Annotated in this window: 27 protein-coding genes and 2 pseudogenes; 12 read left to right on the forward strand and 17 right to left on the reverse strand. The window is 60.7% G+C overall.

Annotated elements, in window-relative coordinates; translation table 11 throughout:
- Window positions 1-42: 42 nt before the first annotated feature.
- A pseudogene (locus GGQ68_RS20240) lies at window positions 43-321 on the forward strand (hypothetical protein); the annotation flags it as partial.
- A 336-nt stretch (window positions 322-657) separates the two neighbouring features.
- On the opposite strand, the gene GGQ68_RS20245 reads toward GGQ68_RS20240, so the two are convergent.
- On the reverse strand, window positions 658-1839 hold the full coding sequence (locus GGQ68_RS20245; RefSeq protein WP_183969220.1) for a ZIP family metal transporter: 1182 nt from the start codon (window positions 1837-1839) through the stop codon (window positions 658-660).
- On the reverse strand, window positions 1836-3044 hold the full coding sequence (locus GGQ68_RS20250) for a multicopper oxidase domain-containing protein (RefSeq protein ID WP_246429473.1): 1209 nt from the start codon (window positions 3042-3044) through the stop codon (window positions 1836-1838). Before GGQ68_RS20250 ends, GGQ68_RS20245 begins: the two co-directional genes overlap by 4 nt.
- A gap of 115 nt (window positions 3045-3159) precedes the next feature.
- On the opposite strand from GGQ68_RS20250, the gene mntR reads away from it, so the two are divergent.
- Window positions 3160-3612, forward strand: a complete 453-nt coding sequence (gene mntR, locus GGQ68_RS20255) for a manganese-binding transcriptional regulator MntR (protein ID WP_009815500.1) — start codon at window positions 3160-3162, stop codon at window positions 3610-3612.
- Between the two features lie 122 nt (window positions 3613-3734).
- On the opposite strand, the pseudogene GGQ68_RS24455 reads toward mntR, so the two are convergent.
- A pseudogene (locus GGQ68_RS24455) lies at window positions 3735-4126 on the reverse strand (transposase); the annotation flags it as partial.
- Window positions 4127-4374: 248 nt separating this feature from the next.
- On the opposite strand from GGQ68_RS24455, the gene GGQ68_RS20265 reads away from it, so the two are divergent.
- Entirely contained in the window at window positions 4375-5040 is a 666-nt protein-coding gene (locus GGQ68_RS20265; RefSeq protein ID WP_026155629.1) for a L,D-transpeptidase, read from the forward strand.
- 25 nt (window positions 5041-5065) lie between these two features.
- Here GGQ68_RS20265 and GGQ68_RS20270 read toward each other — a convergent pair whose 3' ends face one another.
- Window positions 5066-5350: a hypothetical protein gene (locus GGQ68_RS20270; RefSeq protein WP_071974144.1), complete on the reverse strand. Its 285-nt coding sequence runs from the start codon at window positions 5348-5350 to the stop codon at window positions 5066-5068.
- A gap of 182 nt (window positions 5351-5532) precedes the next feature.
- Here GGQ68_RS20270 and GGQ68_RS20275 point away from each other — a divergent pair, with 182 nt between their 5' ends.
- From GGQ68_RS20275 to GGQ68_RS20285, 3 genes are all read left to right on the forward strand, one after another.
- Window positions 5533-7887, forward strand: a complete 2355-nt coding sequence (locus GGQ68_RS20275; protein WP_183969221.1) for a heavy metal translocating P-type ATPase — start codon at window positions 5533-5535, stop codon at window positions 7885-7887.
- A 34-nt stretch (window positions 7888-7921) separates the two neighbouring features.
- A complete protein-coding gene (locus tag GGQ68_RS20280; protein ID WP_183969328.1) occupies window positions 7922-8209 on the forward strand; it encodes a TFIIB-type zinc ribbon-containing protein in 288 nt (95 codons plus the stop codon).
- Window positions 8210-8391: 182 nt separating this feature from the next.
- Window positions 8392-8904 (forward strand): L,D-transpeptidase family protein, encoded by a 513-nt coding sequence (locus tag GGQ68_RS20285; RefSeq protein WP_040618649.1) that lies wholly within the window; start codon window positions 8392-8394, stop codon window positions 8902-8904.
- A gap of 219 nt (window positions 8905-9123) precedes the next feature.
- Here GGQ68_RS20285 and GGQ68_RS20290 read toward each other — a convergent pair whose 3' ends face one another.
- From GGQ68_RS20290 to GGQ68_RS20350, 13 genes are read right to left on the reverse strand one after another with little or no spacing between them, the layout of a single operon-like run.
- Window positions 9124-10125: a cytochrome c oxidase assembly protein gene (locus GGQ68_RS20290; RefSeq protein WP_009815494.1), complete on the reverse strand. Its 1002-nt coding sequence runs from the start codon at window positions 10123-10125 to the stop codon at window positions 9124-9126.
- Window positions 10122-12059: a penicillin acylase family protein gene (locus tag GGQ68_RS20295; RefSeq protein ID WP_183969223.1), complete on the reverse strand. Its 1938-nt coding sequence runs from the start codon at window positions 12057-12059 to the stop codon at window positions 10122-10124. The genes GGQ68_RS20290 and GGQ68_RS20295 overlap by 4 nt, the downstream gene beginning before the upstream one ends.
- A gap of 24 nt (window positions 12060-12083) precedes the next feature.
- Window positions 12084-12251, reverse strand: coding sequence for a hypothetical protein (locus GGQ68_RS20300; RefSeq protein WP_009815492.1), 168 nt, complete (start codon window positions 12249-12251; stop codon window positions 12084-12086).
- Entirely contained in the window at window positions 12242-13855 is a 1614-nt protein-coding gene (gene lnt, locus GGQ68_RS20305) for an apolipoprotein N-acyltransferase (RefSeq protein WP_183969225.1), read from the reverse strand. Before lnt ends, GGQ68_RS20300 begins: the two co-directional genes overlap by 10 nt.
- On the reverse strand, window positions 13822-14280 hold the full coding sequence (gene lspA, locus GGQ68_RS20310) for a signal peptidase II (protein WP_183969330.1): 459 nt from the start codon (window positions 14278-14280) through the stop codon (window positions 13822-13824). The genes lnt and lspA overlap by 34 nt, the downstream gene beginning before the upstream one ends.
- A gap of 28 nt (window positions 14281-14308) precedes the next feature.
- The gene (locus GGQ68_RS20315; protein ID WP_183969226.1) at window positions 14309-15091 is read right to left on the reverse strand and encodes a ZIP family metal transporter; all 783 of its coding nucleotides are present in this window, start codon (window positions 15089-15091) and stop codon (window positions 14309-14311) included.
- Window positions 15092-15103: 12 nt separating this feature from the next.
- Window positions 15104-15559, reverse strand: coding sequence for a DUF411 domain-containing protein (locus GGQ68_RS20320; protein WP_183969228.1), 456 nt, complete (start codon window positions 15557-15559; stop codon window positions 15104-15106).
- Between the two features lie 3 nt (window positions 15560-15562).
- Window positions 15563-16936: a M23 family metallopeptidase gene (locus tag GGQ68_RS20325; protein ID WP_183969229.1), complete on the reverse strand. Its 1374-nt coding sequence runs from the start codon at window positions 16934-16936 to the stop codon at window positions 15563-15565.
- On the reverse strand, window positions 16933-17559 hold the full coding sequence (locus GGQ68_RS20330) for an SCO family protein (protein WP_183969231.1): 627 nt from the start codon (window positions 17557-17559) through the stop codon (window positions 16933-16935). The genes GGQ68_RS20325 and GGQ68_RS20330 overlap by 4 nt, the downstream gene beginning before the upstream one ends.
- A complete protein-coding gene (locus tag GGQ68_RS20335) occupies window positions 17559-18026 on the reverse strand; it encodes a copper chaperone PCu(A)C (RefSeq protein ID WP_183969233.1) in 468 nt (155 codons plus the stop codon). Before GGQ68_RS20335 ends, GGQ68_RS20330 begins: the two co-directional genes overlap by 1 nt.
- Window positions 18027-18049: 23 nt before the next feature.
- The gene (locus tag GGQ68_RS20340) at window positions 18050-18709 is read right to left on the reverse strand and encodes a DsbA family protein (protein ID WP_037941756.1); all 660 of its coding nucleotides are present in this window, start codon (window positions 18707-18709) and stop codon (window positions 18050-18052) included.
- Window positions 18706-19128 (reverse strand): disulfide bond formation protein B, encoded by a 423-nt coding sequence (locus tag GGQ68_RS20345; protein ID WP_183969235.1) that lies wholly within the window; start codon window positions 19126-19128, stop codon window positions 18706-18708. Before GGQ68_RS20345 ends, GGQ68_RS20340 begins: the two co-directional genes overlap by 4 nt.
- 5 nt (window positions 19129-19133) lie before the next feature.
- Window positions 19134-19736, reverse strand: coding sequence for an SCO family protein (locus GGQ68_RS20350; RefSeq protein WP_246429474.1), 603 nt, complete (start codon window positions 19734-19736; stop codon window positions 19134-19136).
- A 171-nt stretch (window positions 19737-19907) separates the two neighbouring features.
- Here GGQ68_RS20350 and GGQ68_RS20355 point away from each other — a divergent pair, with 171 nt between their 5' ends.
- The 6 genes from GGQ68_RS20355 (at window position 19908) to GGQ68_RS20380 (ending at window position 25263) form a co-directional block, all read left to right on the forward strand.
- The gene (locus GGQ68_RS20355) at window positions 19908-20336 is read left to right on the forward strand and encodes a MerR family transcriptional regulator (RefSeq protein ID WP_094037598.1); all 429 of its coding nucleotides are present in this window, start codon (window positions 19908-19910) and stop codon (window positions 20334-20336) included.
- Window positions 20337-20439: 103 nt separating this feature from the next.
- Window positions 20440-21018 carry a cation efflux transmembrane domain-containing protein gene (locus GGQ68_RS20360; protein ID WP_037941752.1) on the forward strand — a complete coding sequence of 193 codons (579 nt, stop codon included), beginning with the start codon at window positions 20440-20442 and terminating at the stop codon, window positions 21016-21018.
- A gap of 95 nt (window positions 21019-21113) precedes the next feature.
- Window positions 21114-21869, forward strand: a complete 756-nt coding sequence (locus GGQ68_RS20365; protein WP_111734023.1) for a transglutaminase-like domain-containing protein — start codon at window positions 21114-21116, stop codon at window positions 21867-21869.
- Window positions 21859-22824 (forward strand): cation diffusion facilitator family transporter, encoded by a 966-nt coding sequence (locus GGQ68_RS20370; protein ID WP_111734025.1) that lies wholly within the window; start codon window positions 21859-21861, stop codon window positions 22822-22824. Before GGQ68_RS20365 ends, GGQ68_RS20370 begins: the two co-directional genes overlap by 11 nt.
- The gene (locus GGQ68_RS20375; RefSeq protein WP_183969237.1) at window positions 22796-23158 is read left to right on the forward strand and encodes a SpoIIAA family protein; all 363 of its coding nucleotides are present in this window, start codon (window positions 22796-22798) and stop codon (window positions 23156-23158) included. The genes GGQ68_RS20370 and GGQ68_RS20375 overlap by 29 nt, the downstream gene beginning before the upstream one ends.
- Window positions 23159-23823: 665 nt before the next feature.
- Entirely contained in the window at window positions 23824-25263 is a 1440-nt protein-coding gene (locus GGQ68_RS20380; RefSeq protein WP_183969239.1) for a multicopper oxidase family protein, read from the forward strand.
- Window position 25264 lies beyond the last annotated feature (1 nt).

Consider the following 25264-nt stretch of genomic DNA (forward strand, 5'->3'; position numbering starts at 1 on the left):
GCGGCCTTGGGTCACGCTGGCGATTGACGTCGCAACGCCGATATGGAAATAGCATGCCTGACCGCGATGCGGCACCTCGACGATATCCAGGCATGGTCAGCGCGGGCGGAAACCATGATGGCCCCGCTTTCTGGCAAGACACCACCAGCATTGCGCGCGGTGCTGACCGAATGGCCCGTCGTCTCCGCTCCAATGGCCGAGACCCTGACCGGTGCCAGCCGGGGCGCCGTCCAGCGCAACCTTGCTTGGATGGAAGCACAAGGTCTAATCTGCGAGGTGACCGGAAAGGAATGTTTCCGCATGTGGCGGGCGATGCCATGAAACACCTCTAAAGAAGCACTCGTTTTGGTGTGTAGCATCTGCTGATAGTTCAACGGAGGCCCAGAATCGTGACAGAACAAAAATATCAGACAGTCGATTTCGACGGCGGCTCAGCAATAGTGGTCAGATGGATTTGCAGTGTTTTCACCTATCTGTGATATCTAGGTGGATCCTCTAGTCCCTCTAGCCTCAAATTCTTCATTTCGAAATCACGAAAGAATAAGTCTCTTGGGCGCACAAACTGGGGCACGGAAATTGCGATCTCCCCGTGGACAGACGGGGTCAGTTTATAGAGCTGGGCGACCGCCCCATAAGGCCGAAACAGCCGATCACCGCTCAGATCTTGATCAATGCCGCCGTCGCGTACATGAAGGCGATGCCGCCCAGAAACCCGACCAGTACGGCTGGTGCCATCAGCGCCGCCTGCCTGTCGGCGTTTTGACGTACAAGGTAGGCGCTGACCTCGACCATGACTTGCAGGATCGCACCCGCTCCGACGGCGAGTGCCAGTGCCGACCATTGCGGCGCATAGGCAAGGCTGCCCGCCCACATTCCGAGGATGGCCGGGCCACCGGCGAGCAGGGTAAGGGCGGCAAACGTCCAAAGCGTTGGCCGGGCACGAAGCATCGGGGCGGCGATGCCGATGCCCTCGGTGACATTGTGCAAGGCAAAGCCTAGGACGAGGAAAGTGCCAAGCCCGGCCGACCCGGCAGCGAATGCGCCGCCGATTGCCAGCCCTTCGCCGAAGTTGTGCAGCCCGATGCCAAGCGCGATGTAGAACGCCAGCGCAATACCTTCCGGATTGCCGCGCCAGCGCCCGATCGCCATCAGCAACAGAAAACTTGCCAGCGCTGCCAACCAGACCATAGCGGAACCCTGGAATATCGCGGCTGCCCGGTTGGACAACTCCAGCGCCTCGGAGATCGTGTCGATCAGCAAGAAGGCCAGCAACCCGACCGTCAGCGCAAGCAGAAAGTTCATCCCGCTTCGCCCGACGCCCTTCATCGCCGGGTAGAACATCAGGCCAAGCGCCACCGGCAAAAGGCCGACGATCGCCCCGATCACTGCCTGAGGACGCAACTGCGACGCGGACGCCTTTGGAGTCGGAACCGCCACCACTATCTCATGCCCGAAGGTCGCGCCCGTGTTGGTCAGCAGGTTGACATGGTGGGCCTCGCCAATAACCCACGGATAGGGAATACGCAGCCAGACCGCGTCGCCTCGGGCAATCGGCCCCGCCGGTTCCTGCGTGAAGGTCCAGTAGGCATCGTCGACTGCGACCTGCGCGACCACCATCGGCTCCGATCCGCCGGCGCGCGCCCTGAGCGATATCCCCGACCCATCGAGGATCGTCCGTTCGACGGTCAGCGCTTCGACCGGGGGGGCGCCGTTGTTGAAGCCGCGCAAGGGATCGAGCGAGGCGATCCAGACAAAGGCGCCCAGCATGACGGCCAGCGGCACGAGGGCGAGAAGCAGACGGGTCATTGGCGGGCGGCTGCGTTGGATATGATCGGTCATGCTCCGGCCTCCCGCACGTCGAAAAAGCCCATCCAGCCAAGTTCGGTGAACTCGGCCTGGTGCGCATGGAACATATACATCCCGTCCTCGTGATCGGCGAAGCTGAACTCGAGGATGCCGCGCTGCGCCTGACACTGCATGATCACATCGACCGTGCGCAGGGTCGGCGTGAGCTGGGTGCCGGTGTCGTAATAGTCGAAGAAATTCCCATGCAGGTGGAACGAGTTGATCGGATCGAACTCGGTCGCATTCATGAGGTAGATACGTACCGGGCGCGACTTGTCGATCCGGATCGGCGCGTTCATGTAAGCTTGGCCGACCGTGTTTACGGCATAGACCTCGTTCTCACCATCGAAATTGGTGTCAAAGCCGTTCATCACCATCGCCAGTTCCTTCCATTCGGCGTTTTCCGGGCTGCCCAGCACACGCGACGCCGCAACGGCCGCAAATTCGGGGTGGCGCGCCGGATCCGGATCGACCACGAAAAGGCCGTACATGCCCTTGTGCATGTGCCGTTTCAGTGGCAGGGCATGGCAATGGTAGAGGTGGCAGCCGAAGGGCTTGGCATCGAATTCGTAAACGAACTCCTCGCCCGGATCGATCAGCCCGGCGCCTTGAACGCCGTCCATCCGCGCCGAGTGAATGCCGTGAAAATGCATGGAATGCGGGTGTGACCCGAGGTTGCGAAAGACGATCCTCAGTCGTTCGCCCTCCTTCGCTCGCAGGGCGGGGCCTGGCACGCGGCCGTTGAACGTCCAGGCGGGAAAGAAAACGCCGGGAGCGATCTCGATCTCCACGTCGATGGCGTCCACCTCGAACGTTCGCAACGTGCGCCCATCCGGCAGGACTTCGGTGCGACCGGTCTCCCAGTCGGTCAGCATGGCCGTCGGGTCGAACCCGTTCCGGGCGTGGTCGACCTGGCCGACCATCGTCATGTTGCCATGCGCCATGCCACTGTCATGGGCCGAATACGGATCGACCGCCCCGCCTGGCATAGCATGCCCCGCCATCGGGTCGGGCGTTGCCTGGGATTGCGCGCGGCTCGCGGCCACGGCCGCTCCGCCGGCAGCCACCAGACCGCCGACCAACAACGCGCGTCGCGACGCCGATACTGGCTCCGTGACCATCGCAGGTGGCGCTGTGGGCCGAGATGTCTCCACGGCGGACGACACATCGCGCCCTCGTTTGCTGGTATCGACAGGCATGGACGATGTCCCCTCAGATGACACGCAGGCCAAGTCCCGGCGCAAAAAGTTAGCTTCGGCTAATAATCATCGCTTAGGCTTTACGAGTCAATCCCGATCGTGCGAGGGTGACGACATGACGGATGATGAGAACCTTGATTCAACCGAGGCAGAGGCACGTGCGGTCGAATCCCGCGCCGAGGCCTTCATCGGTGTGCGCGAAGCGCGGCGCAGCGAAGTGGCGGAAGATTATGTCGAACTGATCGCCGAACTCATCCACGAGAACGGCGAGGCCCGGCCGGTCGATATTGCGACACGCATGGGCGTGACCGCGCCAACAGTCGCCAAGACGCTTGGCCGTCTGGCGCGGGACGGCCTGATCACTCGCGCGAAATACCGCTCGGTCTTCCTGACCGAGGAAGGCCGGGCGCTCGCCAAGGAATGCAGACATCGCCACGAGATCGTCTTGCGGTTTCTCCTGAGCCTCGGGCTCGACCCCGAGACGGCTGAACGCGATGCCGAAGGCATCGAGCACCATGTCAGCGAACGGACGCTTGCGCTGTTCGCGGCGTTTTCCCAGCGGTCATAGTCGGGTGGTTGCCGTTGAAGTAAGCGGGTTGACCTTAGACTTTAACCTACCAATCGAGGGGTCCTCGAGGCAATGTTCTACAAATAGGCTGATAGGCGGTGTTAACCATTCTCCGGACGGACTTATTCCAAAGCTTCTGTGACGGGGATGCCAAGGGCGGTGTAGCTGTTGACGACTGCTAAGCGGAACTGAAGCTTCGCACCATGGCGGCCAAAGTCCGACGCGATGAGCGGCTGGCCAAGCAGTTTCACACATTGCATCTTCGTCTCGTCTCGTCTCGTCTCGGCGCGGCTTCGGCGGGGATATCCGCTCCATTGTCGCCAGAGCGCGCAGCCCAGATACTGCGATGCCCGTATGGCCTAATTACGAGCCGCCGCTACAGCTATGATCTCCATCCAAGCTTTGCGTTCTAACGGGGCGAAATAACGGAATGAGAGCCGGAGCCAGAGATGGCATCGTAGCATTTGCGAGTGGCGTAAGTTCCCTGTGCCGTGACGTTCCCGATCTCATGGTCGCGATATCGAAGCCGCTGTGCCTAAATTTCCAGACAATCTGCGACTTAACGAATTGTCGCTGCGCAACTTCGGACCAGGTATCGTGCGAGCAGTTTTCTCCTCCCAAGCAAACTGGAAACTGCAAGGATCGCATGTTTGCTCACGAAAATTTGCCCTTGAACCTCTAGCCACTAGAAGTCCTATCTGTTCAAGGAGAACACATACCGTTCTTGCCATCAATCGCCGGTGAGAACCGAAAGGGTACGAAATGCTGACAAGACGACACTTCATTCAGACAACAACGGCGCTTTTTTCGGTGACCGGTCCCGGTATGGCTTTTGCCGACACTTGGCCCACCGAGGCTCAGAAGGCTGAATGGGACGCACAGGTGACGCCTCAGGGTTATGTTGCCGAGACTTCCAACCCATGGGGATTGCACCCGCGGTTCCTACCGCAACGTGTGGTCGCGAAGGCCGGTCTCGTGCCGGGAGATATCCATGTCGACGCGGTCGCACGATATCTTTACCACATTGAAGAGGGTGGAACCGCGATGCGCTACGGCGTGGCCATCGCGCGGGGGAACCTCTACGAGCCGGGTGTCTATACCATCAAGCGCAAGGTCAGGTGGCCGCACTGGCAACCGACACAGAGCATGATCAATCGCGACCCCGAACTTTATGCTGACATTGCCGATGGCATGGAACCGGGACCGGAAAACGCGCTTGGATCGAGGGCGCTGTATCTCTACGTCGGGGATCGCGATACCCTTTTGCGCATCCATGGCACTCCGAGCCCACGGAGTATCGGTGGCCGCGCAAGTTCGGGCTGCGTACGGATGGTCATGGCTCATATCAATGATCTTTACCCGAACGTCGAGACCGGCTCTACGGCCTATCTTTACTCGGCGGAGGACAGCGTGACTGCCCGCAGCTAAGCCAAGCAGCGGACGGCAAACGCAATTAAGTTTCGCGAGGGGTGCAGATACGATTGCCGTTCGCCGTGCGCAGCGGCAGCAAGGTTGTTTCTACGGGGCCGCTGTGTTTGTACCAGTAGCACCCGTCTTCCGGTACCAAGCGCGCAGTTGCAACATCCTGATCCGGGGCAGCCATTGCAATCACGGCTTCGGGAACGTTGCCCCCCTGTTTTGCCGCGTCGCCCGGTCCAGTCGGCTGGACTGCGCACCCGGCCGTGAGCGACAGCGCCACTGCAACCATCATTTTTTGCTTCAGAATCAAAACCCGCATTAAGTTTCCTTTCGTGACTGTTTTTCTTTGCAGCGGCTGTTCATGCCTCAAGGCGTGATAGAGCCAGTCACCGCATCCTCTAGCAATAAAACAATCTGAAATACCACCGTATTTTGCTCTTGAAGCTCTAGCCACTGTAGGGGCTATGTCATGGTAAAGCACCCGAATCCAGAGGTCCATTCATGCCGTCCGACACCCATCGTCACGACCACGATCACGCCGAAGATGCCCAGACAAGCGGCGGCAGCTGCTGCGGGAGCGCCGGAACGTGCGGCGACACCGTTCCGGCGACCCCCGCGCCAGCGGGCGGGCGCAGTTTTCAGGTGTCCGGCCTCGATTGCGCCGAGGAGGTAGCAATCCTGAACAAGGTGGTCGGCCCGAAGATCGGCGGGGCCGAACATCTTGCGTTCGACGTGATCAATGGACGGATGACTATTCTCGACAGCGCCAAGAGTGTATCGGACGGCGAAATTGCAGAACTGGTCGCAAGCACCGGCATGACCGCCAAGCCTTGGGATGCCGAAAACGCGTCGGTCGACCAGGCGGCCCATCTTGCACGCCAGCGGCTGTTTACGGCGCTCAGCGGCGGCTTCTGGGCCGCGGGATTTCTGTGGCACATCATCGAGACCGGCATGGGGGGGGCACTCGGCCTCTTCGCAGGGCACGGCGAAGCGCCGATGCCACTGGTCGAGGCAGGGTTATTCGCGGTTGCGATCCTGTTCGGTGTTTGGCTCGTGGCGCCCAAGGCATGGTCGTCCGCACGGCGGCTGTCGCCCGACATGAACCTGCTCATGGTCATCGCAGTCGCGGGTGCAATTGGCCTCGGCGAATTTTTCGAGGCGGCGACGGTTGCGTTCTTCTTCTCGCTCTCGCTTTTCCTCGAAAGCTGGAGCGTCGGGCGTGCGAGGAATGCGGTTTCAGCTCTGCTGGACCTGGCGCCGCCGACGGCAAGAATTCTTTATGATGACGGTTCGGAAGCGGACGTACCGGCTTCCGCGGTTGCTATCAACGCACGTTTCGTCGTGCGCGGCGGAGACCGCATCCCATTGGATGGTGAGGTTGTCGATGGGGCAGGGGCCGTCGATCAGGCGCCAATCACCGGAGAGAGTGCGCTGGTCCCAAAGGAACGGGGCGACGAAGTCTATGCCGGTACGATCAACGGCGAAGGCACACTGACGGTGCGCGCCACGAAGGCCGCCTCGGACACCGTATTGGCCAAGATCATCCGCATGGTCGGTGACGCCCATGCCCGCCGCGCGCCGGTGGAGCAGTGGGTGGCGAAATTCGCCCGCATCTATACGCCTATCGTCATGGCTCTCGCCATTGCAATTGCCCTGCTGCCGCCGCTCATTTTCGGGGGGGCCTGGGATTATTGGTTCTACAATGCACTCGTGCTGCTGGTGATCGCTTGCCCATGCGCTCTGGTCATCTCGACACCGGTCTCCATCGTCGCTGCACTCACCGCCTCAGCCCGGGCCGGGGTGCTGATCAAGGGCGGTGCATATGTTGAGGCACCGGGCAAGACCACTGCACTGGCCATGGACAAGACCGGCACGATCACCATGGGCGAGCCCGAGGTGGCGGCGGTGCATCCGCTGGGCAAAGCATCGGCGCAAGATCTGATGACCCTCGCCGCTGGGCTGGAGGCACGTTCCTCGCATCCCTTGGCGCGCGCCATTCTTGCGCGGGCAGAAGCCGACGGCATCAAGGTATCCGCCGCGGAAGATACCCGAACCGTTCCGGGCAGGGGACTTGAAGGACGCACAGACGGCCGGTCGATCTGGCTGGGGTCGGACCGGTTTGCCGAGGAGAAGGGTTTCGGCGACGCCATTCCGAAGGATTTGCGCGACCGCATCGAAGGGGCTGGCAGCACCCTTGTTGCCGTGGGCGACGACACCGGTGTCACCGGCATCTTGGAATTGCGCGACCGTATCCGCCCGGATGCCAAAGGCATCGTGGCGCAGCTTCACGCGCAGGGTGTGAAGACCATCGTCATGCTGACCGGTGATAACGAGCGGACAGCGCGCGCTGTTGCAGCCGAGGTCGGCATCGACGAGGTCCGTGCCGAGCTTCTGCCCGAAGACAAGGTGACTGCCATCGAAGAACTGGTCGAAACGCATGACATGGTGGCCATGATCGGCGACGGGGTCAACGACGCCCCGGCCATGGCGCGCGCGCATTACGCCATCGCAATGGGTGCCGTTGGTTCGGACGCGGCAATCGAGACGGCGGATATAGCCCTGATGACCGACGATCTCGGCAAGGTGCCTTGGCTGATCGGTCATTCGCGCCGGACAATGTCGATTATCCATCAGAACATCGGTATTTCCTTGGCGACCAAGGGCGTTTTCGTCGTCGCTACTGCGTTCGGAGTGGCATCGATGTGGGGCGCTATTGCAGCCGATGTAGGAGTGTCATTGCTGGTGGTGGCCAACGCCCTGCGCCTGCTGAACAGCCAAGAGGCCAAGGCACCGCCGTCCGGCGGTGAGCAGGTTGGCGAAGGCTTGGCCAAAGGGGCGCTGGCACATGGTCATTGAACTGGGAGAACCCGGAAAGGAGCCGAGACGAGACATGAGCGTGAAGGGCAGGATGATGTGTCCGGTTTGCGAGGTGCCCTTGAGCATGACCGACCGCCAGGGGATCGAGATCGACTTCTGTCCCGATTGCCTGGGTGTCTGGCTAGACCGGGGCGAACTGGACAAGATCATCGAGCGTTCGGCACCCGATGTGGCGCCTCAGCGGGTGCCTGAGCCGCGCGGCTACGACGATGATCGCGGCTACCGGCGCGGAAAGCACGGCGGCGGCGACGGCAAGCACGGCTATCGCCGCAAATCCTGGCTTCACGAGTTGTTCGATTAAGGCTTGCCGTGGCCTCCCTGCCGGTCGCCCTCAAGGCGCTGCGGTAGGCCCGCAAGGCATTCAGCGGTGAGCAGGTTGGTCCAGAGATGGCAAAGGCCGCGCTTGCCCACGGACATTGATCACGCAGCATTTGCAAGGTAACGTAATGTCCATATCAGACCTCACGAAAGAGGCATCGAGCAGTGAAAACCATCCGATTTCCCCGCCGCGCCGTCCTGTTGGGCGGGTTGGCAGCGTTTTTGTCTGGCTGTGCCAGCAAGTTCCGCAGCTATGGCGGACCCGAGGTGACCCGTGTTCGGCTTTACAAGGGGCAGCGTTTGCTTGTTCTGGACGGAGCCGATCGCGTATTGCAAACCTATCCGGTCGGGCTGGGTTTCGCTCCTGAGGGTCACAAGCAATTCGAGGGAGACGGCCGGACCCCTGAGGGCGCTTACGTAGTCGATAAGCGCAACCCCGAAAGTACGTATCATCTTTCGGTTGGCATCTCCTATCCGAATGAGGCCGACATCGCCTTTGCTGAAGCGCAGGGCCTTTCCCCCGGCGGCGACATCTTCATCCATGGTGGTCCACGCCCAGGCATCGACCCAACGGACGTCCGCGACTGGACAGCTGGCTGCATCGCGGTCACAGATCGGCAGATCGAGGACATCTATGCAATGGTGAAAGACGGAACACCGATCGACATCTACGCCTGATGGGAGGAGATGATCTTCCGTCAGATCAGGCAAATCGTCGGCACAGGGCCACGTTGATCGCTTCGATGGCGATCACGGCCAAAGTGACGCTCGCCGCCGTGGGCCAGCGCAAGCACCCGGTACGCGTAAGGACACTACAATATGTGTCCAGCCGTGGCAGTGGCGAAACAGGCGGGCCCTAGCGGGGAAGAATACGTCTGGTATCATGTCGAATTCAATCTATCCGAGGGCATAGACGATGGTCACGACGGTAATCATGACAACCATGAACATGGCGAATGCGCCAAGGGCGAGGGTACGGCCCATGTCCCGGTTCGGCTTCTCTACTTTCAGACGCAGTTCCTCCGCGGTTTCCGGAAACTCGAGCGCCGCCGCATTCGATTGGCGCATCAGGTCGTAGCGGGACGTCCAGCGCCGTTCCTCCGCTGCGTTCCAGCCGTTCAGCACCAGGATGATTGCCACGATGAGAACCATCGACGACGGGACCCAGATTACGTAGCCGCCGATTGTCTCGTCAGCCAGGGCGCGAAGTCGACCACCGCTCGCTGCGATGATTTCTGATCCATAGAGGGGCACCTCCTTGAGCGTTGTCAGGGAGCCCAGAAAGATGTTGGAAACGATCACCACGAACCCTGACATCAGTCGAGCACCGCGCCGCGCTCCTTCAGGCGGATCACGCGGATCGAACAGCATAGCAAAGTACCAAAGCCCCGCCAGCACCATAGACAGATGTGCCAGCGCTTCCATCGCCGCAATACGTTGTGTAAGGGCGTAGATCATCGGGATCTGCCAGACGAAAAGCGCGCCAATCAACAGGGAGGTGGCAGATGCAGGAAGCGCCAAGAATCGCGGGATGCGCGCACGCCCAATCGCGGCAAGGCGTCGGCGCCATTCCCTTTTCAATCCGGCTTGAAGGCCAAGCCAGGGCTGAGAAACCGCGATAAGAAGCGGTCCTACCAGTCGCAGAAGAAGATGCTCGACCTGATGTACAGAAAACAGACTGTGCCCCAATGGCGGGAGCGGCCCATTCGTCGCGACGAGGACGACCGCGAGGCCGACAAAGAAGACGGTTCGACGCCAGCCAGAAACCCTTCCGAGACAGCGAACGTGTATTTTGAGCCCACGCAAAAACAGCCATGCTGTAAGGCCGACAACAATGAGCGACACCGGTGACAGCGCATCGCCGAAAGGGTCGTAAAGAAAGAAGAGGTTCGTGATCATTCGCTCTGGCCCTCGCTCATCCGAGGACTGTCCGAGGTAGCCGGTGTGAGTCGCGAGATCCCGGAAGCGCCGCCACGGGCCAGTGACAGATCGGTCGACATGGCCAGGTATTCGCCTCGTATCCAGGAGGGAAAGAGATTGTCGTAGAATCGAGATAGCGGATGTCCCGACTGTCCGGTGGGCGAGATGTAGTATGATCCCGCTGCTTCCGATATCGACATGACCGCCTGAAAATTGCTTCCGGCACTCACAAGGAATGGACGGTCTTCTTCGACACCAAATGATGTCAAGAATAGCGTATACGGATCGCCTGAAATCGGCGCTTGAAGGGACAGCAGGTCGGTCAGCAACCCACGTGAACTGATTGGCGACCACTGCATGTCAAATCTATGCTCCTCCCCCCAGGTCCACGTCGAGGGATCGCGCCCATATCGATCGACCAGCCAGCCAAGGGCATCATCCAGGGCCACGCGAACCTGCTCCTCACATGTCTCGCGAGGTGAGGATAGGCGGATGTCGCACCAGATCGCGCTACCGCGACGATCGCTGAGTACCGCATAAAGAAAGTTTGGGTTCGGACGGGTCCAGAGTTGCTCCGCTGTCGGAAACTCGTCCTTCAAAATGCGCTGCTGCAAAGCCCGGACCCAGGTCCAGAACAGCAGAGGTTCCGGTGAATAGCGATCCATTTCGCCATTCCACGAGGCAAGCCTGTCCAGAAGCTCACGACGAAGGCTGTCCGCATCGGTGCCTTCGATGCTGTCTCTGGACTGCACGAACCAAAGCTCTTTCGCCATCAGGGGCAGGAGGGTTCGCGCCACGGAACTTACGGTGTCCCTTTGAACACCGATGGCGCCTTCCGTCGAGAAGATCGATTGCCGCGCTTCAAGCTCCGCCAGTCGAATGTCGCGAAAAGACGACGCCCGTACGGCCTCCGCTCTTGGCCATCGGGCAACGGTCTCTCGGTCAATGGCCAATGCCTCCATGCCCTTCGGCAACATGTCTGCGGCAACTCCGATGGCATCGATCGCGTCGGCCGAACGCGCGAACAGCTCCAGCATCGTCAGGAAACCTGCCGCCCGCACGGGTGACGGCCCCCTTGGTGCCTCCTCGTCTGGCACGGGAAATGACCGGAAGGCCCAGGCGACGCGCGCATTGCGACCGACAATAACGAAAGGTACGCCCGGTATTGTGGCCCCTATGGCCGGCCCTGTCGAAAATTGAAGATCTGCGAGATACCATTCCGAGGGAAGCGACAGGGAACCGCTGATATCGGCGGCTAGAATTGGCGTTCCGGTCGCTGTTCGGTCGCCGTCGATCGCCCATGCATCAAGGCGCTGCTCCGGATCAGTCGCAAACAGTTCGGGCACTCTCAGGCGATCCGCCGGTATAATGGCACCTGATATACTCGGCATTCCTTCCCGTGCGCTTCCCGGTCGCAGGCCATTCAGGAAAGACCGGGCAATCCTCAGGCTATCGCCGGGTGTCCAGGCCGCGATCGACCGTTCGTCTGCGATCAGCAGCTCCGGAGAGCCTCGGCCACGCCCGCCTTCCGACACTAGCTCCAGCCACGCATTAACGCCGGCGGCATAGGATGCGAGCGCGTCTGAGACCGCTGGCTCAAGGTCCAAGATCTCATCCGATGGCCACGAAGCTTCCGCTTTTCGCCTTGCCCTTAACAGTTGACCGAGCCTGTCTTGGGCGTGAACGAAGCCGATCGCGAAGTAAACATCCGCAGCGGAAGCTGCGGAGATGTGCGGGACTGCCGAAGAATCTCGCAGAATGTCGACCGGTCCGCCTAAGCCTGCGACCGTGAAGTCCTCGTCGTAATCGGGAACGGATGCGCTCAGCAGAAAATAGACCAACCCGGAACCAACCGATACCGTGATGCAGATTGCCAGAAACCCGTACAGCAATATGTTGAAAAGCCGTCTCATGTCGGTGCTGTTTCGAAACCCTTCTTAAAAAAAGATGCGCAAGAGGACCACCGATATGAAATAGGTGAGAAGACCGAAGGCGATCGCCGAACTCGCCGCATACTGGAGGATATCCAGCCGGTTTCCTTTTCGGCGTCGCGCCAGATATCCACCCCAGATCGCACCCGCGACAATGCCCGCGATTACCAGCATGACTTTTTCTCCGTTCTTGTTCTCTTGTTGCACCGGTGTGTGCCGACCAGACCTGCAGCCAGTCCCACGGCCCAAGTAGTGAAGATGAGAGCCAGCAGCGCCCAGTCGCCGAAGCGCGCATAGAGCGTTGACGGATGAGCAGAGGGCAGAGCCGCATCTATGACACCGGTTTCTCCGTTGCCGAGCCGCGCGACGAGGTCACCGTTTGCGTCGATGATCGCGGAGATCCCTGTGTTTGCGGCCCGGACGATGGGAAGCCCTTCCTCGACAGCGCGCATGCGTGCGGAGGCGAGATGCTGCTCCGGTCCAATGCTGGTTCCGAACCAAGCATCGTTGGTCGCATTGAAAATCCAGTCCGGCCGGAACAGGTCGTCGACCACATGCCCTGGGAAGATGATCTCATAGCAGATCGCCACGGCGACCAGCGGCACACCCGGAAGCGCAAGCGTTCGCGGGCCCGGTCCGGGCGTAAAATCGCCCAGCCCCGCCGTCAGCCGCTCAATCGGCAACCAGCTGCGGAATGGCACGTATTCGCCGAAAGGCACGAGATGGTGTTTCGCGTATCCGGTCAGGATCTCGCCCGTCTCGCCAAAAGCCTGGACCGTGTTGAAATATTGGATCCCATCCTCACTCGGTACACGGTCCGGCACTCCGGTGAGCAGCATGCTGCCGTCTGGCAGCGCAGCGGCAATGCGGGCCCGCGCCTCCGTATCCTCATCGAGGAAACCCGGAAAGGCGGTTTCCGGCCAGAGAAGAACGTCGAAATCGCCGGGCCGGGTTGAAAGCTCAAGATACCGCGCGAATGTCGCCTCGCGGTTCTCGGGCGCCCATTTCTCCTCTTGTGGAATGTTGCCCTGGACAATGCGCAGGTCGACAGCGGGTGGCTGTTGTGCATCCGACTGGAGGCGAAGCGTGCCGACAGCCCACATCGTCGCTATGCCGGCCAGCGCCATGAGCGAGATGGTCAATCGTTGCCGCCCGGACGCGAGGACAGCAGCGCCGGGGAGTACCGCGACGAACACGGTGAGAAAGCTTAGCCCATAGCTTCCGACCCAGGCGGCGGTCTGGCGAAGGGCGGCGTAGTCTACAAGTGCGTAACCGGCCAGGTTCCAGGGGAACCCTGTCAGAACGTGACCTCGCAACCACTCGGCAGCGGTCCACGAGGTCGCGAACAGGAGGCAGGCCAGAAGTCTGCCCAGGGCTCCGCGCCGCGCGATTTCGGCGAAGAGCGCGGCGGCAATGGCCGGGAAAATCGCGAGACCTGCGGACAATCCCGCGACGGCCGGGATTGCCATCGCCCCGAACCGCTCGGCCTCGACGTAGAAACTCTCCGCGATCCACGAAATCCCGAAACCGAACTGGCCGAGACCAAACGCCCAGCCGACGAGGAAAGCACGCCCGAAGGAGAGATCGCGAAGACCGACAAACAACGCGGAATAGGCAACGGGAACGAGCAGGAGAAGCGAGAAAGGCGGGAAAGTCAGAACGGTCAGCGCCCCGGCGACGAAACCAAGCGTCATCCGCGAAAGCAAACGGTGGCGCAGAGCGATGCGGTTCAGAATTTCCGGCTTCACGACTTGATCGAACGCCGCGCGCTGATCCATGGCGCGGCGAGCAAGAGCCCCACGCCACTGACGACAAATACATCGGCCATGTTGAAGGCAGGCCAATGTGTTGTGCCAATGTAGAAATCCAAGAAGTCTGTTGCAGCCCGATACCGCACACGATCGATGACATTGCCCAGGGCTCCGCCAATAATCGCGCCATAGGCAAGCGTTTCGACCGCATTTTCGGCGCGAAACAGCATAACCCCTAGCCAAACACAGATGGCAAGAGCGAGAGCGATGAGGCTCCACCACGGAGCGCCGCCCAGCATCCCGAAAGTCACGCCGTCATTACGATAAAAGACGAGGTTGAATCCCGGAAACACGGAAATCCCGGCGCTTAAAGTGACGGCATTCGCAACGACAATGGCTTTGGTGATCTGATCGATCGCGAACGTAGCAAGCGCTGCAAATACGCCGATAATCGGAGATACTTTGTATGATGACATTGCCTCACCCCAACCAGACATCGAGAAACAGCATCAGAACGAGCCCGACTGCGAGACCGAGCGTCGCCCTGTTCTGGTTCCCGTTGCGATGGGTTTCGGGGATGATTTCGTGGCTGATGACGTAGAGCATTGCGCCCGCGGCAAAGGCCAGTCCCCATGGAAGCAGCGGTTCCGACAGTGTGATGATGCCGGCCCCGAGCAGGCCGCCAATCGGCTCGACCATGCCCGTCAGAGCCGCGATGCCCCAGGCGCGCAGCTTCGGATATCCCTCGCCCAGCAAAGATACAGCGACGGCCAATCCTTCGGGCACATTCTGAAGCCCGATGCCGATGGCGAGCGGCAGACCGCCCTGCATACCTCCGGGCCCGAAGCCGACCCCGACCGCGAGGCCTTCGGGGAAGTTGTGGATCGTGATCGCGATGATGAATAGCCAGACCCGCCGCAAAGACGCCGCTTCGGGCCCTTCGCGTCCCGTCTTGAAGTGCTCGTGCGGCAGCTTTTCGTTCATCAGGGCGACAGCCCCCATACCCAGCAGGATCGCGACGCATACGATGGCGGCAGGCATCGCGCCGTTTTCGAACATGGGCTCCGCCGCATCCAATGCCGGGATGATCAGCGAAAAGAAGGAAGCGGCGAGCATCACACCGGCAGCGAAGCCGAGCGACAGATCGCGCGTGGCCCGAGACGGAATGCGCCCGAACAGCACGGGAACTGCTCCGACTGCCGTAAGCGATCCGGCAGCGAGGCTTCCGAGGAAGCCGAGCATTATCGGAGACAGGTTTTCCATGGGCAGGCCAGATTATCCTTCGGCGTAGCTTGAAAAGACTTCCGTCGACCCGTCCTCGCGGATCAGGAAAACATCATAGGCCTCGCGGTCGTCTTCCGGCCCCATGCCGGGCGAGCCATAGGGCATCCCCGGAACGGTGAGGCCGACGGCGTCCGGGCGCTCCTCGAGAAGGCGGCGGATGTCACCGGCCGGGACATGGCCTTCGATCACGTAGCCATCAATGAGCGCGGTGTGGCAGGAGACCATGCGCTGCGGCACGCCGTTGTCGAGCTTGAAGCGAACCAGCGACCCACCGAACATGTTCTCGCCCGTCGGCGCAAACCCGTTTTCTTCGAGATGGTTCATCCACGAGAGGCAACAGCCGCAACCGTTCGTCTTGCGGACCTCGATCGCCGTTGCCTCTGCGAGGACCTGGGCCGCTGGTAACAGGGCCAGGGTGATTGCCAGAGCTTGGGTCATGCGTTTCATGGGTCAGAGCCTTTCGGTTGTCGTTTCGGCAATCTCGCTGCCGAGGTTTTGATCCAGAAGCGCGCGCGCCTCGGCCAGACGCGAGAGCGCGGCGGTATCATCCGCTTCGCTCTCGGCTGCTTCGGCGAGCCGGTCGTCAGAGAGGGGGTCAGTCGGGCGCCCATCCACGAGGACTTCGTAGTGCAGGTTCGGACCTGTCGCCGTGCCAGTCGCGCCGACGCGGCCGATCACATCTCCCGCCGCAACGCGTTGGCCTTGTGCCAGGTCTTCCGGCACGGCGCTCAGATGCGCGTAGCGCGTCATGGTGTCGGAGCCGTGCGAGATTTCGACCACACGGCCATAGCCACCGCGCCAGCCAATGAAACTAACCCGCCCTGGTGCCGTCGATTGAACCGGTGTCCCACGTGCCGCTGCGAAATCGACGCCGGTGTGCATCCGGACGTTGCCAAAGACCGGATGCGTGCGGCGTCCGAACACCGAGCTGAGGCGCGCACCCTCGACCGGCTGTGCGAAGACGCGCAGCACCTCGCCATCGACGTAGATCGTCGCCTGACCGCTGCCGTCGTCCGGCCATACGATCTCGTAAAGCGAACCGCCGATCTCCAATGCGGCGAAGGCGAGCTCGGGCTGTCCGATCCTATCCTCGCCCACATGCGCCTCACGCCAGAGAAGCCTTAGTGTCTCGCCACCGGCCAACTCGCGGCGGAAATCCACGGTCCCACCCAGCATCTGCGCAAGGTCCACGGAAAAACGGGCGGGTATGCCGGCTTCGTCGAGTGCCGCGAAGATCGAGCTGTCGATCACGGCTTCGCCGGCAAGGGTTACGATCTCCGGATCCGGAGCCACGACCTGCGTAGACAACTGCTCGCCGAAAACCACCTCGATCCGAACCCCGTCCTCGACGGCGAGTGAGACGGTGCGGGGGCTGCCGTCCACGGTCGAAGCGACAGTGACCGAGTGCCCCGGCCGCAGCCGTCGCAGATCGTATTCCGCGCCAAGCGCGAGGGCAACTTCGGCTCTGTCAGGTGCCGCAAGTCCAGCTTCGGACAGCAAGAAATCGAGCGTCTCGCCAGGTGCAATGTCGCGCGACCACGTCGACAGCGGTGGCTCGATCGCCCTTACCGGCCTGTCGGCAAACGCGGCCTGCAGAAGGGGTAGGGGGCCGAGGTCGGGTGCATCCTCTGCCCATGCCGTCGCGGGCAGCGTCACGAGGATGTCAACGTTTCTAGGGGCTTCAGGACCTTGGGGCATCCAGCTACCTGCCTGGGCAAGTTCCGGCGGCACGGGTTCTTTCGACATGAAATCAAAGATGGCGATAGCCGCTCCCGAAACCGTCCCCGCAATTGCGACACCCGCCGCCAGAGTTCTGAGCCTCATGTCGCCCCCTCCATTTCTTCTGCTAGCGCGCGGCGAATTTTCGGCACCGCGAATTCTCTGGGTTCGTGATAGTCGATCATGGTGACGAACCGCCCAGAGGCTGCGAACAGGAAGACGCTCGCGGTGTGGTTCATCGTGTAATCGCCGCTTTCCGTCGGCACCCGCTCGTAGGTGGCGCGGAAGCCGTCCGCGACGCGCGCGATCTGCTCTTCCGGTCCCGTCCAGCCACGTATCCCAGGATGGAAGTAGCCGACATATTCGGCCACCGTTTCGACAGTGTCGCGCTCGGGATCGACCGTGATGAAAACCACGTTCATCTCGTCGGCCTCGTCTCCCAGATCATCGAGCCATCCCGAAATGTCCGAGAGCGTGGTCGGGCAGACATCGGGACAGTAGGTGAAGCCGAAGAACGCCATCGTCGGGCGACCGATCAGGGTTTCTGGCCCGACCGCGTTGCCCTCATGATCCGTCAGACGGAAATCCATCTCGGTCAGGGCCACAGGCCGCTGCCCGACAGGCTCGGCTCCACCGGGTCCATCGACCTGCCACCAACCGACGAAGAGCATCAGGGCGACCGCCCCGACACCAGCCGCGCCGTACCCCAGGATCGCCCGTCGCCGCATCAGTCCTCTGGCCCCCGCGCGGCGATTCCGAGGATCGGCACCTCGACCGTCACTTCGCCTCCGTCGTCGAAAAGCAGGGTCAGCGGAAAGGTGTCCCCTTCCGTCATCGGTTCTTGCAGCCGCATCAGCATTGCGTGCAGGCCCCCCGGTTCGAGCGCGACGCTCTCGCCCGGGGCGATCGCGATCTCCCCCGCCGGGCTCATGGAACTCACACCTTCGGCATTTGTCTTCGTCTCGTGAATTTCGGGCATCATCGCGAGCGGTGTTGTAAGATCGATCAGCGTCACAGGCTCGTCGCCAGTGTTGCGGATCTTCATGTAGGCGGCCCCGGGACGGTTCATCCCGATGGAGGCGCGGGACCACGCGTTCTCGACGACAACATCCTCGGGTCCGGCCAGCGCGGGCACCGAGAGCCCTCCAAGGGTCAAAAGCGCGGCCAGTGTGCTGGTCAAAATATACTTTTTCATCGTTCTGATCCTGCCTTTTCCATTCAGCTTTGCGCGGCAGCGACTTCGGCAGCCACCAGACGACGCAATTCTGCCTCTCCGAATGGATCGAGCGGCTTGCCGTTCACGAAGAATGTGGGCGTCTGGCGAATTCCCACGGTCTCGACGTCGGCACGATCCTGATTCAGGATCGCCACGACATCGGGCGCCAGCATTTGCGTGCGCGCGGCCTCGGCATCGAGTCCGGCCGTGGCGGCGATCTGAAGGATCAGGCCAGGCGCCGGGGCACCGTGCGACGCCCATCTCGGCTGTTCCCGCAGAACGGCCTCAAGCACCGGCACGTAAACGTCCTGCATGCGCGCCGCCTCGAGCACGCGGATCGCTTCCTCGGATGCCGCGCCGTGGAAGGGCGTGTAGCGGATCACGACGCGGACAGCATCCCCATGCTCGGCCATGATGTCCTTCACGATGGGATGAAAGGCGCGACAGGCCTCGCAGGCCGGATCGAAGAATTCGACGATCGTGACGGGCGCCTCCGCAGGTCCGAGGATGGGCGAGTAGGGGCGGATCATCGCCTCAGCAAGTTCCGGAGCAACAGGCTCCGCTTCGGCCACCGGGCCGGGGCGGGTTGCAAACCAGGTGGCTCCGCCGAAACCGGCGACGCCGAGGGCGAGAACGGACAGGATCAGGCCGCGTCGGTTCATGTTCGTGTGTCCTTCAATGAAAGGGCCGACAGCGCCCCGATCAGCGCGAAGGCGACGAGCGCCATCAGCGGGATAGGGACGCCGAAGACCAGTTGGTTGTCATCGGTGCAAGAGGGGCCGGTGGCCGTGCAGGGCTGGATGCGTTCGGGAACAAGACCGACGTACAGGCCCATGTGCCACAGGGCGATTGCGCCGCCGCCAAGCGCCAATGCGATGCCGTAGCGCCCCACACGGCCGTCCCGCCACCAAAGGCCCAGCCCGAGGATAATGGCCAAGGGAAACATGAAGGCGCGCTGGAACCAGCACAGCACACAGGGCGTCTGCCCCAGCACCTCGCCGATAAAAAGCACGGCAAGCGAGGCGACGAGCGCGATGATCCACGCCAGCCCGAGGGCTGTTTCTCCGGACATACGGTTCATGTCGGTCAGATCCTCTCTTCCAGATCGGCGAGGATCTCTTCGGCGGAGGTGCCGTAGGGCCAGGAGTCGGCAAAGCCTGCCTCGGGGTCGAAGAGGAACAGATGCGACGTGTGGCCGATGGTGTACCCATCCGGCGCTGCGGCCTCTTCGACGCGCTCAAAGAAGATTGGAAACGTCTCGGACGTGGCGGCGATCTGTTCCGGCGTGCCCGTCAGCCCGATGATGCCCGCATCGAACAGCGGGACGTATTCGGCGAGTGCTGGGGGCGTGTCTCGTTCAGGGTCGATTGTTATGAAAATCGGCTGGACCTTGGCTGCATCGTCGCCCAGACCGTCCATCACCGCCGCGACCTCAGATAGGGTCGTCGGGCAGACGTCGGGGCAGTTGGTAAACCCGAAAAAAACCAGCATCCAGCGCCCCGCAAAGTCCTCCTCGGTTTGAACCATACCCTGGTGGTCCGTCAGTTCGAACTCAGCGAAAAAAGGCGGCTCGGCGTCAGTTCGGGCGCTATCGGCACGATAATCGGACCATAGCAAGAGCCATACGAAGGCAAGCGCTGCCACGCCTGCCAAAACCCAAAGAAACTTCTGTGCCGATGTAAGGGACAATCCTGTTCGCCTGTTTTTGATTCTTATTGCAAGTGCGGATACATCCTCTAGCCGCTAGAGGTTCAAGCACGAAATCATGGTATAGCTTGAACTCACGCGTCTGTGAATCCGACACTTGTTTATTCCGACGGCAAAACCTACACAAACTGTATCTTTTTCATGGAGGCGAAAATGCTCACGATCGGTACTCTGTCAAAGAAGACTGGCACAAAAGTGCAGACCATCCGGTACTACGAACAGATCGGACTTATGCCCGAACCTGGCAGGACCGAAGGCGGACAGAGGCGCTACGACAATGCACAGCTCGACCGACTGTCCTTCATCCGCCATTCGCGGCAACTCGGTTTCTCGCTCGATGCGATCCGCGAGCTGCTCGACCTCAGCGACCATCCCAACCGGCCCTGCCACGAGGCCGATGCCATCGCGCGTCGCCAGCTCAAACAGGTGGAGCAGCGCATGGCGCGCCTGAAGGCGCTGCGCACGGAACTGAAACGCATGGTTCACGAATGCAGCGGCGGGCGGACGGGAGACTGCAAGGTGCTTGAGGTGTTGCGGGACCATTCGGAATGCTTGACCGAGCACGAGGAAATCGGGGCCTGAAGGAATTCAGCCAACATTCCGGCTGGAACGCAGATCAGCCGCAGAAGTTAATGTGTCGTACAACACAAGCTGGAACCACAAAATGGCCGCTAGACAAGATTCAATGGAGAGACGGACGCTTTGGATCGTTCTGGCGCTCAATATCGGTTTGGCCGTGGCCTTTTTCGCAACAGGCGCCTTCGGCGACTCAAGTGCCCTGATCGCCAACGGGCTCGATAACCTCTCCGACAGCTTCGTCTACGCGATCAGCCTTTTCGCTTTGTCCCGATCCGACAAATGGAAACGCGGGGCGGCGAACGTTTCCGGCGGGCTGCTGATTCTGTTCGCCGCTGGTATCCTTTACGATGCATGGCGCCGCTACATCGGCGGGTCAGATCCGCTCGGGACGATCATGATCGCCATGGCCCTGATCGCGGCGGCCATCAACGCAGTCTGCGTCTGGCTGCTCGCTAAGCTCAAAGATCCGGACGTCAACATCCGCGCGGCCAACACCTTCAGTTACAACGATTTCGCCGCGAACCTCGGAATCGTCGTGGCTGGCGGCCTCGTCGCCTGGCTGGGAACCAACTGGCCGGACCTCGTCGTCGGCGTGATTGTCGCCGGGATCGCGGCCTGGGGAGGTATCGACATTCTGCGCGACGCACACGGCGAACACCACAAAGCAGTTCATACGGGCAAATAGTTGCGGGAGATTCTTTCTGAAAGAAAGGATTGAAGCTACAGTGACTATAGCAATTAGTCTTGTTCTAAGACGATTCGAGGACCGCCCCGTTGCATATGACCGACCCCCTACTTGTACCCACCAAACTACTGGATTTTGATGCCGCGCCTCTTGCGCATCTAATTGAGAACCGCAGCTGGCGCGGCTTATCCGAATACGATCGGATCGGAGCTGCCTATGATTTCGTTCGGAATGAAATCGCGTTCGGATACAATCGAGCTGACGACATCCCCGCATCCGAAGTGCTTTCCGACGGCTATGGGCAGTGCAATACCAAAGGCACGCTCTTGATGGCGCTGCTGCGTGGTATCGGCATTCGTAGCCGGTTGCATGGCTTCACGATCCACACAGGCTTGCAGCGCGGTGTTGTCCCTGAGCTGGTGTATCCGCTTGCTCCGCAGGAAGTTCTCCACTCATGGGTTGAGATCGAATATCAAGGTGCCTGGATCAACCTTGAAGGCTTCATCCTGGATGACGCTTTCCTCAAAGTTCTGCAAACGTCATTCTCGGACACGGACAGTCTCTGCGGGTATGGCGCGGGCACGGATTGTCTTGGCGCGCCTCCCGTCGCCTGGAACGGAGAAGATACCTACATTCAGAAAACCGGCATCGTGCAGGATTTCGGCGTGTTTGATACGCCGGACACCTTCTATTTGTCCCATGAGCAATCCTTTGGATGGCTGCGTGGTGCCATTTACCGTCATATCATACGCCACTGGATGAATGCGCGCGTACGTGGTTTCCGCAGCGGCCGCCTCAAGACTGACCGACGCGCGACACACGCGCATGAGGAGCCTGCCAATGCCGCATGATCATGGGCACGCGCATATCGATCCGGATTCTGGCGATCGGCGGGTTGCCATTGCGATCTGGGCGAACGGGCTTCTTACCGTTGCGCAGATCGTCGGGGGCATATTGTCAGGCAGTCTGGCACTGATCGCCGATGCGCTGCACAACTTTTCCGATATGGCCTCGCTTGTCATTGCCTTCGCCGCACGCAAGATCGCGCGCCGCCCGGCCGATGAGCGCATGACCTTCGGCTATGGTCGGGTCGAAATCGTCGCGGCCCTGGTTAACTACACCACCCTGATTTTGATCGGCTTCTACCTGATCTACGAAGGTGGCATGCGCATGATTGATCCACCCGAAGTCATGGGTTGGACCGTCGTCATTCTCGGTGGAATTGCGCTTGTGGTCGACACACTGACCGCAATGCTGACCTATTCGATGCAGAAGGGCAGCGTGAACATCCGCGCGCTTTTCCTGCATAACCTGTCGGACGCGCTTGCTTCGGTCGCGGTTATCGTCGGTGGGTCGCTGATCATCCTTTACGACATGCGTTGGGTCGATCCTGCCATCACCATCGGCATCGCGATCTACATCCTGTATCTGTCTTTCACTGAAATAGGCGGCCCAATCCGAACCCTGATGCTCGGGAGCCCGCCGGACATCGACAACGAGGCCGTCGTCGAAGCGATGCGGAAAGTCGAAGGCGTCGCCGACGTCCACCACGTCCATCTCTGGCAAATGCAAGAGCACGAGGCTGCGCTCGACTGCCATGTCGTCGTGGCAGCCGAGGGCTGGTCGAAGATCGAAGAGATCAAGAGCGCGATCAAGAAGCGGCTGAAGGAAGAGTTCGGCATCAGCCATTCCAGTCTCGAATTTGAGCATGAGGATCGCGCTCATCAGAACGCCGATCTCTACGGTCACGGCAACGCAAGTGAAAAGGAGAAGACCAATGTTCAAGGAAACGCTGACCGAGCATGATGATGTCATCGGGCTCGTCTGCGAAGGCAAGTTGACAGAGGCAGACTTCAAGAAAATGCACGCGCTGCTTCATGAACGTCTTGGAACAACCGATAATCCGGGTCTGGTTCTCGACCTTACAAGTTTCGAGGGCTACGAAGAGCTTTCGGCGATCCTGGAAGATCTGAAGATCGACACCGCCCACGTGAACGATTTCTGTCGCATAGCGGTTGTCGGAGAACGCAGATGGATGGAATGGGGCGCTCGGGTGGTCAACCTACTGACGGGCTCCGAGATGCAGTGGTTCGAATCCAGCGATGCCGAGTCCGCACTTGCGTGGGCGCGTGACGGGTAGCCAACGATTCTGCAAGAAAAGGACTAACTGAATTGGATATGGAATAATGCTTCTGGCGGATCCGGACCTACTACGTAGCGACTTTAACCGGGTACTGTGTGCTGATGTGCGATTCGAGTGAAATGACATCCGCCTCAAGATCGTGAGGCTACAGGGGCATCACGTCCAAGTTACAGAATATCGCTTGACCTCCCCTTACTGGAAGGTTGTAAAAACTGTTCATGTTCCGCGTTTTTCGCCTTGTTTTGATTCTCATGCTGACCTTCGGTACAGTGACTGCGCCGGATATGTCGTTGGCCGGTATGTCGGTCACGGCTATGGCGCAGATGGAACCCACCGAAAGCGCGGATGGCCGTTGCGGCGGGTGCGATCCCACCGGATTTGCTGAGGGCACTGCCTGTGAAGGTGGGTGTCCTGTTCCTTGCGGCTCCAGCGGTACTTCTGGCCTCCTTGCCAATATGCCGTCAGCGCGGCTCACGAGGCCTTTTGGTACTGCCGTCCGGGGTGCCGAACCTCTGATCTCACTCGGCACGAATCCGTCGCTTGATCCATTCCCTCCCAAACTGCCTGTCTGAACCTGAAACCGGCCTCGCCTGCGGCGAGGCCTGATTGTTGCCTTGGCCGAAGCTGGCTGAGTGCGACCCTTTCAGATCAAGGCAGTTGCGATGATTCTCCACAGACCGATTTCACGAAGGCACGTGCTTCGCACAGGTGCCGCATTCACAGCCCTATCCGCTCTGTCACCTGCACGAATGGCAATGGCCGATTCAACTGGGGACCCATTCGTCCTACGCGCGGCATCCGGACAGGCCGCCCTGCGCCCGTCACCATATGGCCCGACTAATGTCTGGAGCTATAACGGGTCCGTCCCCGGTCCTGAAATCAGGGTCCGGCAGGGCGACCGATTGCTGGTTTTGGCTCAGAATGGGTTAGATGAAGGGACCACAATCCACTGGCATGGCATCCGCACGCCCAATGCGATGGACGGAGTGCCGTTCCTCACGCAGGACCCGATCCCGGTTAATGGCGATTTCCTGTACGAATTCGATGCACTGGATGCGGGCACGTTCTGGTATCACCCGCACCAGCGCAGTTCGGAACAGGTCGGACGTGGACTCTACGGGCCGCTGATCGTCGAGGAGGTGGACCCGATCCGCGTGGATCGTGACCTGACCTGGATGCTGGACGACTGGCGCATGACGCGGGCGGGGCAGTTGTCGGATGACTTCGGCAACCGCCATGACGCGATGCACGGCGGTCGTATTGGCAATTCCGTGACCATCAACGGTGAGATCCCCGAACGGATCTCGGTGCAATCCGGTGAGCGCATCCGCTTGCGGCTAATCAATGCGGCGAACGCGCGGATATTCGGGCTGGATTTTGGAGATTTTGAACCAGTCGTGGTCGCGCTGGACGGTCAAACCGTGACGCCCCATGCCCCTGACGGCGGGGTCGTGGTGATCGGCCCGGCGATGCGTGTCGATCTGGTAATCGACATGACCGGCAAACCCGGAGAGGCCGTCACGGTCACCGATGTCTTCTACGAAGGCCTCGAATACCGTCTGGTCGATCTCGTCTACGGGCCTGACAGGCTGCGGGACAGTGTGCCGGATTGGTCTATGGACCTGCCGCCCAACCCGCTGGCCGAACCGGACATGGCGTCGGCCGCGCGGCACCAGATCGTCTTCAACGGCGGAATGATGGGGCAGATGATGATGGGCAGCGGTATGGGGTCGATGATGGACCAGATGCGCGAGGGCAACATGTGGTTCATCAACGGAGAAGCCGCGACGGGTCATATGATGGACCCCTTGCTGGTCCTGCCGCAGGGCACGTCGCACGTGTTCGAGATGGATAATCGCACCGCCTGGCACCATCCGATCCATTTGCATGGGCATTCGTTCCGTGTGATCGCCCGCAACGGACAACCGACTCGGTATCGCGAATGGCAGGACACCGTCCTGATGGCCCCCGAAGAACGGGTCGAAATCGCGTTCGTCGCGGACAACCCAGGCGACTGGATGTTCCACTGTCACATTCTGGAACACCAGGCGGCGGGCATGATGGGCGTCATCCGTGTCGATCCCGGCACGACCAAAACCTGAA

This window comes from Sagittula marina (assembly GCF_014196795.1).
Lineage (GTDB): Bacteria > Pseudomonadota > Alphaproteobacteria > Rhodobacterales > Rhodobacteraceae > Sagittula > Sagittula marina.